Annotated in this window: 7 protein-coding genes and 1 pseudogene; 3 read left to right on the top strand and 5 right to left on the bottom strand. The window is 64.1% G+C overall.

Annotated features, from left to right (window positions below):
* Window positions 1-991: 991 nt before the first annotated feature.
* From AWB83_RS01975 to AWB83_RS01990, 5 genes and pseudogenes are all read right to left on the bottom strand, one after another.
* Window positions 992-3,334: a cytochrome P450/oxidoreductase gene (locus tag AWB83_RS01975; protein WP_087042583.1), complete on the bottom strand. Its 2,343-nt coding sequence runs from the start codon at window positions 3,332-3,334 to the stop codon at window positions 992-994.
* A gap of 46 nt (window positions 3,335-3,380) precedes the next feature.
* The gene (locus AWB83_RS01980) at window positions 3,381-7,049 is read right to left on the bottom strand and encodes an autotransporter outer membrane beta-barrel domain-containing protein (protein ID WP_087042584.1); all 3,669 of its coding nucleotides are present in this window, start codon (window positions 7,047-7,049) and stop codon (window positions 3,381-3,383) included.
* A gap of 164 nt (window positions 7,050-7,213) precedes the next feature.
* Window positions 7,214-7,417: pseudogene (locus AWB83_RS37670) on the bottom strand (carboxymethylenebutenolidase); the annotation flags it as partial.
* Window positions 7,411-7,968 (bottom strand): dienelactone hydrolase family protein, encoded by a 558-nt coding sequence (locus AWB83_RS01985; protein WP_374729042.1) that lies wholly within the window; start codon window positions 7,966-7,968, stop codon window positions 7,411-7,413. The gene AWB83_RS01985 and the pseudogene AWB83_RS37670, both read right to left, overlap by 7 nt.
* A 55-nt stretch (window positions 7,969-8,023) precedes the next feature.
* Complete coding sequence (locus AWB83_RS01990) at window positions 8,024-9,367, bottom strand: Nramp family divalent metal transporter (protein ID WP_087042585.1); 1,344 nt, start codon at window positions 9,365-9,367, stop codon at window positions 8,024-8,026.
* A 211-nt stretch (window positions 9,368-9,578) separates the two neighbouring features.
* Here AWB83_RS01990 and AWB83_RS01995 point away from each other — a divergent pair, with 211 nt between their 5' ends.
* The 3 genes from AWB83_RS01995 to AWB83_RS02005 all read left to right on the top strand — a co-directional run bounded on the left by AWB83_RS01995 (window position 9,579) and on the right by AWB83_RS02005 (window position 13,891).
* Window positions 9,579-11,558, top strand: a complete 1,980-nt coding sequence (locus AWB83_RS01995; RefSeq protein WP_087042586.1) for a site-specific integrase — start codon at window positions 9,579-9,581, stop codon at window positions 11,556-11,558.
* A 182-nt stretch (window positions 11,559-11,740) separates the two neighbouring features.
* Window positions 11,741-12,919 carry a ParA family protein gene (locus tag AWB83_RS02000; protein WP_087042587.1) on the top strand — a complete coding sequence of 393 codons (1,179 nt, stop codon included), beginning with the start codon at window positions 11,741-11,743 and terminating at the stop codon, window positions 12,917-12,919.
* Window positions 12,920-13,033: 114 nt separating this feature from the next.
* Window positions 13,034-13,891: a ParB/RepB/Spo0J family partition protein gene (locus AWB83_RS02005; RefSeq protein WP_087042836.1), complete on the top strand. Its 858-nt coding sequence runs from the start codon at window positions 13,034-13,036 to the stop codon at window positions 13,889-13,891.
* The last annotated feature ends 128 nt before the right edge of the window (window positions 13,892-14,019 follow it).

A 14,019-nucleotide genomic window follows, 5' to 3' on the forward strand; every position in this document is an offset into this window, starting at 1 on the left:
CGCGATCTTCGCGAGCGAGCCGCCGAACTTGCCAACCGCTGTACGCGCGGCCGATACGATCACTACGTCAGTCATTTTCTATCCTCGTCAAACAGGGAAAGCGTGAGCGGGATTTCCGGCCGCGATGGGATTCGCGCGACACGGAAATGCGCGTCCATATTGAATGGACTGGATGAATTCGATTCGAATCCGGGCGGATTGAGGCGCATTGTCGAGTGCGGAGCAATGGTCCGACCGTCCGATGCATGAGCGCGCGACTGCAACGAGCGTCGCACCCGCTACGGAACGACCTGACCTATGAGCCATTGCTCGTTCCGCGGAAAAAATTCCAGGAGGGATGCGGCAATTTCGAAGCGTGTAGCGTGGTCCATTTATATGGGCCTTTAATAAAATCTCTCAGGTTAAGCACCGGCCTTCTCTCTGGCTTGCCACCGATGAATCACGCGTGCATGACTCGATCGCGCGACTATTCGCGCTGACGCTTGACGGGGCATTCGGAAGTTATTCGGTTGTGCGAGCTTGTGCGTCGCACCAAATTGGAATTTATTCTAAACGCAAAACATGCGTAAAAAATTTCATATTAGTAGGTATAAACCCTAGTCAATGGAAAAAACCCTTAACAAACATGCAGGAGACTGCAGCAATTCGCGAACGCACGTTCAATAATCATCCTATATGACAACAAAATTGCGCTGATTGCTCAATCGATTGGCCACCTGGTGGTAATACCTGATGCAGACGTGCGTCGCGGACTATGGACCGCGCAGGCATCCAGTTTGAATGTGATTTCAGAAGCCCCGTGATCACAAATACGAATTGTTACATTATTCCATATATGCAAATTAATCAGCACGTATAGCCAATCGATCTTTACCGCAGTAATAAAGTCGCAATAAAGCTGGTATATGACGCGCCGATGAAAGCCCGCAAGATTAAACGGTGCTGATTTGCCGGACGGGATGTCATCCGTCCCCGGCGCAATATCGGCCCGTCACAGCGCCAAAACGAGTTTCTTGCCTTTCGCGCGTGAGCAGCACGCCATCATTCGCCGGTTCGACTGGCGCTCGGTTTTGGTCAGCACCACGTCGCGGTGGTCGATTTCGCCTTCGAGCACGCGCACTTCGCACGATCCGCACAGTCCTTCCTCGCAGTCGCTCTGCACGTCGACGTTCGCGCGCCTGAGCGTCGTGAGCAGCGTCTGATCGGCGGGCACGGTCAACACAAGGCCCGAATCCTTCAGTTCGACATCGAACGCGTCTTCGTTCGCGGGGTCGAGCGTGCCGAGCACCGATTCGAAGTGCTCGATCTTCAGCGTGTCATCGGGCCAGGATGCGCTCGCCCGCCCGAGCGCGTCGAGCATGCGCGCCGGTCCGCACGCGTAGACCTGCGTGCCCTCGCTCACGGCAAGCGCCGCGAAATCGTTGCGTGTGCCTTCGTCCGACACATACGCGAACAGGCGCTCGCCATGCAGCGTGCGCATCTCGTCGAGCAGTGCCATCGACGCGCGCGAGCGCCCGCTGTAATGGACTTCGTAATCCATGCCGAGGGAGCGCGCGCGGCGCGCCATCGCGCTGATCGGCGTAATGCCGATGCCGCCCGCGATCAGCACGAGTTTCCTCGCGGTCTCGTCGAGACGAAAATGATTGCGCGGACCGCGAATGCGCCATTGCGCGCCGGGCTTCACATTCTCGTGCACCCAGGCCGAGCCTCCGCGGCTCGCGGTCTCGCGCAGCACGGCGATTTCGAACGGACTGGCGTCGTCGGGGTCGCCGCACAGCGAATATTGGCGCGATATGCCAGTCTCGCCGCAGACGACATCCACATGCGAGCCCGCCGTCCAGCGCGGCAGATCACGGCCGTCAGCCGATACCAGCCGCACGCGCACGATCCGGTCCGCGCAATCCACAACCGACTCGACGATCACCGCGCGGCTCACCGCATGCGACGACGGCTCGCCGATGCGCACCACCGCGCGCGGCTCGCGCACGGATGGATCGGCGCGCTCGGGATTCTTCGCCGGATCCCACTCGACATGAAGATGCTCCGGCCCGCGAAACGACGTGTTCGGCACGTACGTGAAGCGCTGCTCGGCAAGACGCATGTGCGGCAGGCGGCGGGTGAGCTCGTCGAGGAAGATCTGCATCTCCATGCGCGCGAGGTTCTTGCCCATGCACTGATGCGCGCCATAGCCGAAGGTCAGCTGATCGCTGGCGTTTTCGCGGCGGATGTCGAAAAGATCGGCACCGGCGAACCGATGTTGATCGTGATTCGCCGACGACGTGACGATCAGGAGCTTCGAGCCCGCAGAAATGTCGATGCCCCCGATCGTCACGTCCTTCGTCGCGAGCCGCCGCCACGCCGCGACCGAACCGTTATGGCGCAGGCATTCTTCGACGGCGTTCGGGATCAGGCCCGGGTCCTCGCAGATATCGCGCCATGCCTGAGGATGCTGTAGCAGGAGCTTGAGTGCGTTCGCGGTGGCGTTGGCCGTCGTCTCGTGCGCGGCGACGATGCCTGCCATCATCATCGAATGCAGATACGAGTCGGTCACGACCTCCGGCAGCTCCTTCTGCTTGCGAATGCCGTATTGCATCCAACCCGGACCCGATGGATCCTCGCGCATCTTGTCGAGCACCTTGCCCGCGTATTGCCAGAACTTGCCGACCGCGTGCGCGACTTCGACCTGCTCCTCGGGCTTCGGTCGCCCCCATGTGTTGACCGTGTGCGCGATGGAATAACGGCGCAGCGTGTCCATGTCCTCCTCGGGCACGCCGAGAAAGTGCAGCGCGACGGTGAGCGGCACTTCCCACAGCATCTGATCGACGAGATCGGCGCGGCCGTCGTCGATGAAGCGGTCGACATACTCGCGCGCGAGCGCGCGCACCATCGGTTCGTGATGCGCGAGGGCCTCGGGCGTGAACGGGTCCATCAGCGCGCGGCGGCGCGGCATGTGCGCGGGTTCGTCCTCGTTTACGAGCGTGCGGTTCAGCGCGAAGCCGTAGGACGCGAGCACGGCGTTCGCCTCGGGGCCGGTTGGGGTGATCTTCTCGAGTGCGATGGACGGGCTGAACGTGATGTTGTCGCGGAAGATCGCCTTGATGTCGTCGTAGCGCGTGACGACCCAGTAGCCGAGCTTCGGGCTCCAGAACACCGGCTCCTGGTCACGGGCCCAGCGCACGTATTCGGGCGGGTCCTGTTGATAGCCGTCGCCGAAGGGGTCGAACTCGGCGGCGCGCGCGCTCACCGGGCAGCCGTTCGGGGCGAGACCTTCGGTCCGGGTGGCTTCATGGTAGGGACATCGAGGCGCGCGGTTGTCGCCGGTCGCATCGGTCATGCTCGTCTCCTGATGTTTTTTTCGCGTGACCATAGTATGCAACGGCTCACCACTTCCAGCGCATGCCCGCCCCTCCCTCGATCGCGCTGCGATGCGCGCCCCCGACGTTCGTCGTGTAGCCCACGTTCGCGAACAGACTGCCCCGCGCGCCGAGCTTCGCGACGATGCCCGCGCCGAATTGCGCGGTCGTAGCCGAGACGTTCGTCGGGATGACGGTCGTGCCCGCGAAGGTCGTGGTGTCGGTCGCTCCGAAGTAGCGCCAGAGATTCGCGCGCAGATACGGCTCGAACGACGTGCCGGCCGCATCGAAGCGGCCGTAGAAGCGGACGCCGAGGCGGCCGATCAGGCCGCTCGCCTCGTCGAAGGACACGGTCGAGATGCCGTCGTCGATGTCGTTCAACGTGACGTGCTGCCAGATGAGTTGCGCCTGCGGCTCGATGCCGAGACCCGCCGGAAGCGGAATCGGCAAGCCCGCTTCGATCGACGCGGCGAACGCGCTGCCGTGCGTCGTCGCGCCGATGCCGCGGTTCGATACCGGATCGGCCGTGAGCGCGCTGCCGAGCAACACCGCGTCCGTGTACCAGCCGCTCGGGCCGATGTGCGTCCAGTAGAGCCCCGCGCTATAGGCGTTGATCGACAGATGGCCGACTTCGGAGTTGGGAAAACCGAGCGCGAAACCGCTGATGTCGCCGCTCGCGCGCGCGAAGCCCAGGAAAAAGCCGTAGTGGTTGCGATGGCCGTTCGCCATCGTATCGGCATGGATGTCGTGGCCGACCTGAACGCCGCCGATGCCGCCGCTGAATTCAGGATCGGCCGCTCCACTGTTGTGCAGCGTCGCGTGGCCGCCCCAGACGCGCGCCCATGCGGCGGGGAGCGTACCGTTCTCCGTCACCAGCATTTGCTCGCCCTGACGCTCGTGGAAAGTGCCGATCTGCTGGATCGCCAGTTCGCGCGCGATTCCCGGCACTTCGGCGTAGACGGGCACTTCCATGCGATAGAGGGGCGTCGGCGCCGCGCCGGGCGGTGGCGGCGGCGGAAGCGGGGGTGTGCCGGCTGCGGCTGTGGGGGCGGGGTTGGTTGGGGCGGGTGCTGGCGTTGGTGTTGGCGTTGGTGTTGGTGTTGGCGTTGGTGTTGGCGTTGGCGTTGGCGTTGGTGTTGGTGTTGGTGTTGGTGTTGGCGTTGGCGTTGGTGTTGGCGTTGGTGTTGGCGTTGGTGTTGGTGTTGGTGTTGGCGTTGGTGTTGGCGTTGGTGTTGGTGTTGGCGTTGGCGTTGGTGTTGGCGTTGGCGTTGGCGTTGGTCCCGGTCCCGGTCCCGGTGCCGGTGCCGGTGTCGGTGTCGGTGTCGGTGTCGGTGTCGGTGTCGGTGTCGGTGCTGGCGCTGGTGCCGGAGTTGGCGTTGCCGGCTGCGTCGGACCCGGACCCGGTGCCGGTGTAGGAGCCGGAACCGGCGGCACGCTAGAACGCAGATACCAGTTATCCGCCGTTCCCTGGCTGACCCCGCCCTTGAACAGGTAATACGTGTACGCGCCCGCCTCCAGCGGACGGGCAAGCGTGAACGCCCCCGCCGACGTCGTCGCGCCATTCGTCGCCTGCACGACCAGAATCCCGTCGTTGGCTGTCAGTCCGCCCGTCCCGCCGACGTTCGTCACGCCGAGCGACGTCGTGCCGCCGCCCGCGCCCTGCGCGATCACCAGCTTGTCGCTCGGCGCGCCATCCGCGCCAAGCACGCTCTGCACCAGGAGCCGCCCGTTGTTGCCCGTGTAGTTTCCGTTCACGACGAACTCGTCGCTCGTGCCGGCGCCGCCGCTCGTCAGATCGATCGTCCCCGCGTTGTTCAACATGACGAGCTGCCCGGCCACCGCAGGCTGTATCGACGTGCGCCCGACGCCGCCCGCGAAAATGGTGCTCGTCGCATCGAGATTGAACGTGCCCGTGCCGCTCGCGGCATCGCCGAGTACGAGGCCGTTCGCGTCAAAGCTGAGCTGCGTGCCATTCGACGCGTTGATCGTCTCCCATCCGGTGAAGCGGCTCAGCCCGCTCGCCTGCACGTTGTCGAACGTGAGGGAATCCGAACCCGCTGCGCCGTCGAAGCGGCTCATCGCCGCGAGCGTCGTATCGTTCAGGTTGCGGATGATCGCCGAGTCGTTGCCCGCGCCTAGCGATACCGGCCCGCTGATCGTGCCGCCGCTCCACGTCATCGTATCGTTGCCGAAGGTCGTCGTGACGCCCTTCCCGATCGAGCCGCCCGAGATCGTCAGCGAATTGACGCCGCTGCCGAGATCGACGCGTCCGCCGATCGTCCCGCCGGAAAGCGTGAACGTGTCGTCGTTCTGCGCGGCGCTCACGTTGCCGTCGACTTGCCCGCCCGACATGTCGAACACGTTGTTGCCGACGTTCAGGTCCACGCTGCCGATGCGCCCGCCCGTCATCTGCGCGACGTCGCCATTGACAAACACGCCCACGATGCGCCCGCCCGACATCGTGAAGTTGTCGCGGGTATCGCCCTGATCGAGCGAATCGACCTGGCCCGCCGTCATCGTGAACGCGTCGAAGCCGTCGCCCTGGCGGATCTGTCCGGTGACGGTGCCGCCGTTCATGTTGAACGTGTCGTTGCCGGTATCCGTGCGCACCGCGACGCCCGCGCCTCCTGCAATCGTGCCCGTATTGGTGATCGAGACATTGATCCGGCCGCTCGCAACGATGCCCTCGCCGGTCATGCCGCGAATCGTGCCGGTGTTGGTGATGGTTTCGGCGCCGCCCGCGACCGTCACGCCAGTCACGCCGCGAATCGTGCCCGCGTTGTCGAGCGTGCCCCCGCCGTTCGCGACGATGCCGCCCGCGCGCTGGCTTTCGATGCCCGCACCCGCCGCATTCGTGATCGCGGCTCGACTGGCGACGGACACGCCCAGTCCGCCCGTGCCGCGCGCGGTGATCGTTCCCGTGTTGGTGATCGCGCCAGGCGATGCATCGAGTGAAACAATGCCGTTCGCGTTGTTCCCGGAGACGTCGATCGTGCCGTTGTTGGTGAGCACATTGCCGCCGGGCGTGCCGTTGACCACCATGCCGTGTGCCGTCGCGCCCGTCGTCGTGATCGAGCCGTTGTTGACGAGTGTGTCGCCGCCCGTGCGCGCGCCCATGGCGCTCGATCCGGAGCCGCTCGTGACGATGGCGCCGTCGTTGATCAGCGTGCCGCCGCCGGGGCTTGCGAAATCGTTCATCGCGGTGGCGTTCGCGCCGCTCGTCGTGAGCGTGCCTCCGGCTTCGTTGCGCATCGTGACGGCGGCCGCGTTGTTGAATATCGCTTCCGCGTTGAAGCCGGTCGTGAAGACGGCGCCCCGGTTCACGAGCGTGTTGCGTCCGGATATGGTGCCCTGCGATGTCATGCCGTCGAAATTGTCACCGGTCACGCGCATGATTCCGTCGTTCGTGGCCGTACTCGTGTTGCGCACGAAAAGACCATTGTCGCTGCTGATATCGAGCTCGGCGCCCGGCAACACGTTGATCGTCACATTGACGCTGCCCGGCACGGCGATGACCGGCAAGGTGGACGGATTCGGCGCACGCGTATCGCACGTGGCCGTCTGGCCGGATTGAGGCGCGTTGTGGTCGCACGCGCCGAGCGCGGACGACACGCGAAAGAGACAGGAGACGCCGAACGCGAAAGATAGCGCATGAGCGAGCGGCGTCGATCGAACTGGAAGCGGCGAGCGGCGCATGAGTTCTCCGGCCGTACGGACGATTTCAAATTATTCAGCATTCCCGCGCATCGTTACACCGATGCTCGCCTTCGGCTGATCGTGCTCGTCCGCAAACTTGAGGTCAGAGTAGTTCACGCATTGCGCTTATGCAAAGCGCGCGGTGCAATGCGCCGTTCATCGCGCTAGATAGGCTCGTCCTCGCTCGTCGCCCAGTTCGGCATCAGCTCGTTGCTCGGCAGGGTCTCGTCGATGAGCTTCTTGGCCGTCTGCCGTCCCGCCACCGGCAACCCTTCCGGATTCAGCACGCCGATCTGCACGAGCACCGAAGCCTGATCCCAGTAGATGTGTTCGTTGTAGAGCTTGTCGCCGCGAAAGCGGATCACGGCGGGCTGCCGACTTCGATGAAGCCCGGCGCGCAGCCCGGATACCCATATCGTTCGATGTGCGGCTTGCCCGCGAGCGCGGTTTCGATCTCGCGCTGGTCGTGCGTGCCGTGCTCCGGAAAGTGAAACACGATCGGGCAGCGGATCGTCGGGATATCGGCCAGGCAGGTGGCGAAGTCGTCGGCGTAGTAGCAGGCGGCGCAATCGACGTCGGCCTGCGCGGCAATGCGCGTCGCGAGCCGCCCTCCGCGCCCGAAGCCGACCACGCCGATCTTTCCGGCATGCGGCGGCAGCGCGCGGACGCTGTCGACCAGCGCCGCGAAGTTTTCTGCGGCGATGCCGCCGGGCTGCGGATCGCGTGCGGGAAGCTGCGGCGCGAGCACGACATAGCTTTCTTCGGCGTACAGGTCTGCGGTGCGCTTGATGAAGTCATCGAGTCCCGATGTGTCGTGCAGCAAAACGATGCCCGGGCCCGATCCCGTTTCGGGATGCGTCACGTAGGCGGGAATGGTCGTGCCGTCGCGAAGCGCGATGTCGATGAACGTGCCGCTCATTGTTTGCGCCTCCTTCTATATAGTGGGTTTTTGCTTGTTGGGGCGCGCCGCGCGCTCACGAGAACAGCGTGTCGGCCAGCAGCTTCACATTCAGCACGACGATCACGCCCGCGACGAGCCACGCCAGCGCGCGCGTCCAGCGCGAAATGGCGAAGATGCCCATCTTGCGGCGGTCCGACACGAAACGCACCAGCGGAATGACAGCGAACGGCAGTTGCATCGACAGGATCACCTGGCTCAGCACGAGCAGCTGCCCCGTGCCCTTCTCGCCATAGATGGCCGTCACGACGATCACGGGAACGATGGCGATCCCGCGCGTGACGAGCCGGCGCGCCCAGTTCGGAATGCGCAGGCGCAGAAAGCCTTCCATCACGATCTGGCCGGCGAGCGTCGCGGTGACCGTCGAGTTGAGGCCCGAGGCGAGCAGCGCGACGGCGAACAGCGTCGACGCGATGCTCAGACCCAGAAGCGGCGACAGCAAGCGGAAGGCGTCGCCGATTTCCGCCACTTCGTCGTGCCCGCTCGCGTGAAACACGGCGGCGGCCACGATCAGGATCGCCGCGTTGATGAAAAGCGCGAGCGTCAGCGCGATGGTGCTGTCGATCGTCGCCCAGCGGATCGCGTCGCGCCGCGCCTCGACGGACTTGCCATACGCGCGCGTCTGCACGACCGACGAATGCAGATAGAGGTTGTGCGGCATGACGGTCGCGCCGAGAATGCCGATCGCCACATACAGCATCTCGCGGTCCGCGACGATCCGGGGCGACGGCACGAAGCCGTGCAGCACATCGGCCAGAGGCGGCGCGGCGGCGGCGATTTGCAGCGCGAAACAGCCCGCGATCACGACGAGCAGCGTGATGACGAACGCCTCCAGCAAGCGGAAGCCCTTGTTCATCAGCAGCAGCAGAAGGAAAGCATCGAGCGCGGTGAGCAGCGCGCCCGCGATCAGCGGAATGCCGAACAGCAGTTTCAGCGCGATGGCCGTGCCGATCACTTCGGCCAGATCGCACGCGACGATCGCTGCCTCGCACGCGAGCCATAGCGCGAAATTCACCGGCTTCGAGTAGTGGTCGCGGCACGCTTGCGCGAGATCGCGTCCGGTCGCGACGCCCAGGCGCACGGCCAGCGCCTGAAGCAGAATCGCCATCAGATTCGACAACAGGATGACCGTGAGCAGCGTATAGCCGAAGCGCGACCCGCCGGCGATGTCCGTCGCCCAGTTGCCCGGGTCCATGTAGCCGACGGAAATCATGTAGCCCGGCCCGGCGAACGCGAGGAAGCGGCGAATCCATCGGCCGCTCGCCGGCACCTGCACCGACGCGTACACCTCCGGCAGGCTCGGGCGGAACGCGTCATCCCCCTCGGGCGGTTTCGAAGCGTGGCGTACAGGATCAAGCATCGGCTCGTTTCTCCTGCGGATACCGGCTATGGGCGTGCTGAAAATATGCGCCGGGCCGAGTGAACATTCAAGCGCGCCCGACCGGGCCACGCGTCAGCGCGGTTGGCGACTTGCAATGCTGATAATTTGACTTATCAGATGTAGCGATTTTCCTTGCCAAATTCGAAGCTGGTTGATAACCTTCCCGCAAATAATTGAAAAGAAAGGATAAATGACTAGCGACACGGCACGCGGCAGCCAACATTTGGCGAGTGGCGCGGCGGCAACCAGCGCCGATGCCGCGCGTCTGCGCACCCCGAGCCGTCTCACTCGCCAGCACTTCGCGCTTTATCGCGGTTATCTCGACGGCGTCTCGGAAGCGCAATTGCATGCTTCCTATGGCGATGCCGGTACTGATGTCCGCGCCACGCGCCGGTTGATCGACGCGCTGCGCGACACGCTCTCGGTCCTCGCCCGCCGCGCACGCGATACCGAGGCCGCGCATCTGCTGCGGCTTCGCCCGGGCAGCATTCCGCTTTTCGAACCGTCGCCGGCGGCGGCCGCCGTTCCCACGCTCGACGACTTCCGCGAACGGATCGACCCGGACGGCGTGTACGGCGAATCCGAGCTGCTGGCGCTGTATGAGGAGGAATATCCGCCGAATACGTCGCCCGCGCTCGATCGCCGGGTTGCGCGAAATGCCCGGTTGCGGCGCAGGCAGGCGGAAGCGCTCGCGCGCATGGAGGCAAGCCTCGCGCAGGATCCGCGGCAGGATCATCCCATCGATGGCTGGTTCGAGCCGGCCGTCACCGCGCGTCTGACGGCAGCCGGTCTGACGACCATCGCCGATGTCATCGGGCTCATCGAGAAACGGCGTCATCGCTGGTACGCCGCCGTGCCGCGTTTGGGCCCGAAAGGCGCGCAACGAATCGTCGACTGGCTGCAACTCCACGCCCACGCGCTACAGCACTCGCTCTCCCCGCTTGTCCTGCTTCCGCGACGCCAGTGGGGGCCGGAACACGCCGCGCTCGCCCGTCATGCGGCGGCTTCGGAAAATGACGCGCTGGTCATGGCGCCGCTGGAGGCGTTGCGCGTGCCGGCGGCGCTGGATGGATCGAGAGGATCGAATCGGGCAGGCGCGAACGCGCGCTTCGACACGGATATTCGCGCGATTTTCGCCTGGCTCGACGCGCATTCGGCCAGCGAGCACACGCGGCGCGCCTATCGGCGCGAGGCGGAGCGCCTGTTGCTCTGGGCACTGTTGGAAAAGGGCAAGCCGCTATCGTCGCTCGACGGCCGGGAAGGCGCGGAGTACATCGACACGTTTCTTCCGGATCCGCAGCCGGCTTCCCGCTGGGTCTCGGCGCGGCGCGGCGAGCGGCATGTCTCGAGCTGGCGGCCGTTTGGCGGCCCGCTTTCCGATCGCAGCCGCGAGAGCGCACGTTCCATTCTGAGCGCGATGTGCGAATGGCTCGTCCGGGAAGCGTATCTGGCGACGAATCCGTTCGCCGGTCTCGCGCGCGCGGCGTCGCCGCCGGTCTTCGACTCAGCCGGGCGCACGCTCGACCTGCAGCAGTGGCAAACCGTGCTTCAGTCGGTCACGCGCGAGGAATACACGTTTTCCGAGCATCGCGACCGATTGGCGCTGCTCCTGGCCTACGCCACCGGCTTGCGCCGGGCTGAACTGGCCGCCGCGACCACCGACGCGTTGAGCGTCGGACGCTTGCGCGGCGTGGATGGCGCCGTCTGGCGGCTCGCGGTCGACTCGGGTCGGAGTTCGCCGCGAACGGTGCTTTTGCCGCCGGTCGTCGTCGATGCACTGGAAGAAAATCTGGCGCTGCGCGGGCTGCCGGGGCCGCTTGCGTGCGCGGCCGGCACGCCGGTTCTGGCGCAGGCGCGCGGTGGACAGCCCATCACGCCCGACGGGATCGGCAAGATCTTCAAGGGGATTTTCATGCGCGCGGCCGCCATTCTCGATGCACGCGCGCCCGGCAGCGGCCGGCATCTGCGAAAGGTCAGCACGCACTGGTTGCGCCACACCCACTCGACGCACGCGCTCGGTCACGGCGCGGAACTGCGCGAAGTCGGCGCCGGACTCGGCCACGCCGATCTGTCGACCACTTCCCTCTATCTTCAGCAAGAAGATTCCGGACGCTTTCTCGGGGTCGAGAAGCTGATCCGCCACGCGTCGCGCCCCAAAAAGCACTCATAGCGGGTTGATTTCGCGTAAACGCAGGCCGCGCGGCGTTGTAAAAATGCCCGGTGCGGGCGATCAAGTACTTCAGAGTTTACTTGAGGTTTACCGGTTCGCCGTTTATTCTTCGGTTTGCAGCTTGTTTTCCACAAACCGAAGAATTTTTTGCTTACCCAGGCCCGCCAGTGACTGCGAACTCCATGTTAAGCGCCCGGCTTCCCGAAGTCGATCAATCCGTTTCGATCGAAACGCTCTTGGGGGTGGCCGCCCAAGCCACTGACATTCTCAACCAGATTCGCGATGCGATGCTGGAGCCGTATCCGCGCAAGAGTGCGCCAACGTTCACCAGTTCCCAGGTGGCATCGCTGTGCGGTATCGACAAGCAGCGGTTCCAGTACCTGACGACCAAGGGCGAGTTGCCTGCGGGAACGTCCAAGGGCGCCGGCCGCAGCAAGGAATTCACGCTCGAGGAAACGCTGACCTGGATCCGCGCGACGAAGGAACGCGCGCGCCGGCCCGAGGGCAAGCGCGGGCGAATCGTAACCGTCGCCAACTTCAAGGGCGGGGTCGCCAAGACCACGACCGCGGTGTCGGCGGCACAAGCGTTGACGCTGCTCGGCCGTAAGGTGCTCGTCATCGATTGCGATCCGCAGGGCACGACCACGCAACTATGCGGCTGGGCGCCGGACGCGGAGATTTCGGACGATCAGACCCTTCTTCCGCTCATCTACGGCGATCAGAACACGCTGCAATACGCGGTGCAAGAGACGTACTGGCACAACCTGGATCTCATCCCGGCGTCCTCGTCTCTCTTCGACGCCGAATTCGAGATCCCCGCCAAGGTTCTGAACGATAGCACGTTCGAATTCTGGGAGATCGTGCGCAAAGGCCTGATGCCGCTCACCAGCGAGTACGACGCCGTGATCATCGACACGCCGCCCGCGCTCAGCTACCTGACGATCAATGCGCTGCTGGCGTCGGACGCGATCCTCCTGCCCTGCCCGCCCGAGGCGCTCGACTTCGCAAGCTCGACGCAGTTCTGGCACCTCTTCGCGGACATCGCGAAGAAACTGCCCGGCGTGCTCGAGCAGAAGCGCTTCGATTTCGTCAACGTAATCCTGACGAAGGCAAAATCGGACGACGTGTCGCGCGTCGTGCGCGGCTGGCTGCAAAAGGCGTACGGCGATCGCGTGCTGCCCTTCGAGATCCCCGAATCGACCGTCCCGAAGGGCGCGTCGGCGCAATTGTCGACGGTCTACGACTTGTCGAAACCGGATGGCAGCACGGCCGCCTACAACCGATTCAAGGAGCCGCTCGACCGGCTCGCCGAACACCTTGACGCGCAATTCGTTCGCGCTTGGAACCAGACGGAGGCGTAAATGGGTATCGGGGACAGACTACTCGCGAAGACCGCAAATATCGGCAACAAGCCGGCGGAGAGCGCGCCGCAGCGTCCGGTCAGCACTGAGGCGCGCACATCGCCGGGACGATTGATGGATGCGCAGCATCGCATCAATACGGCGCAGGCGCGAATCAAGGAACTGGAGACGCAACTCGAAGAGCGCGCGGCACTGGAAGTGCCGCTCGATTCGCTCGTCGAGGTGAACGGCCGACGACGCAAGCTCACCAGCGAGCAATTTCAGGAACTGAAGAGCAATCTTGCGCAGCATGCGCTTGCCACGCCAATTCTCGTGCGCGCACTGCCGGACGCCCGGTATGAGATCGTCGCCGGGCATAACCGGGTCGCCGCATACCGTGAACTCGGACGCAGGACTATCCGTGCGAACGTCGCCTCGATCGAAGAAAGCGAGATCGAATTTGCGGCGTTCTTCTCGAACCTGCTTTCGCCGTCGCTGACCGATTTCGAGAAGTATTGGAACTTCAAGCGGCTTCAAGAACTGAGCGGTCTGTCTCGCACCGAGATCTCCGAGAGCGCGGGCTTGAGCAAGAGTCACGTGACGCGGATCTTTTCTTTCGATGCCCTCCCCGAAGCAGCGAAGACGGCGCTGGCCGAAAAGCCCGAGCGACTGGGAAGCAACGCGGCGCAGAAGCTGGCGGCGCTCACGGAAGCGGGAAAATCCGAAAAGGTGGTGGAGGCCGTTCGTCGACTGATCGACGACGACAATTTCACGCAGGACAGGGCGGTCGCATTCGTCGCGGAGAAGCCGCGCACGGCCGCTCCGAGTTCGACCGTGGTGCGATCAGGAAGAAGGAAAGTCTGCGAGATTTCTACGCGAAACGGTGTCGTCGGCGTTCGTTTCTTTGAGAAGGACGCTTCGGACGCCGAGCAATGGGGGCAGCGCATTGCTGATTTCATCAACAGATCGCTGAGCGAATCGGAACAGGAATGAGGTTCTAGTAGGTTTTCGTTTTAAATCAATGATTTACCAATTCGCATACCCTAGAAGACGATTGACTCTAGTAGAAATTCCTTAGAAATCAACCACTTGAAGAATTCGCAAGAAAGAGGCCGCTATGT

Source organism: Caballeronia ptereochthonis (assembly GCF_001545075.1).
GTDB classification, from domain to species: domain Bacteria; phylum Pseudomonadota; class Gammaproteobacteria; order Burkholderiales; family Burkholderiaceae; genus Caballeronia; species Caballeronia ptereochthonis.

Coding starts and splice junctions, on each gene's coding strand:
- AWB83_RS01985 (WP_374729042.1), bottom strand. CDS start 7,968: ATGAGCGGCACGTTCATCGACATCGCGCTTCGCGACGGCACGACCATT.
- AWB83_RS02005 (WP_087042836.1), top strand. CDS start 13,034: ATGGATGCGCAGCATCGCATCAATACGGCGCAGGCGCGAATCAAGGAA.
- AWB83_RS01980 (WP_087042584.1), bottom strand. CDS start 7,049: ATGCGCCGCTCGCCGCTTCCAGTTCGATCGACGCCGCTCGCTCATGCG.
- AWB83_RS01995 (WP_087042586.1), top strand. CDS start 9,579: ATGACTAGCGACACGGCACGCGGCAGCCAACATTTGGCGAGTGGCGCG.
- AWB83_RS01975 (WP_087042583.1), bottom strand. CDS start 3,334: ATGACCGATGCGACCGGCGACAACCGCGCGCCTCGATGTCCCTACCAT.
- AWB83_RS01990 (WP_087042585.1), bottom strand. CDS start 9,367: ATGCTTGATCCTGTACGCCACGCTTCGAAACCGCCCGAGGGGGATGAC.
- AWB83_RS02000 (WP_087042587.1), top strand. CDS start 11,741: ATGTTAAGCGCCCGGCTTCCCGAAGTCGATCAATCCGTTTCGATCGAA.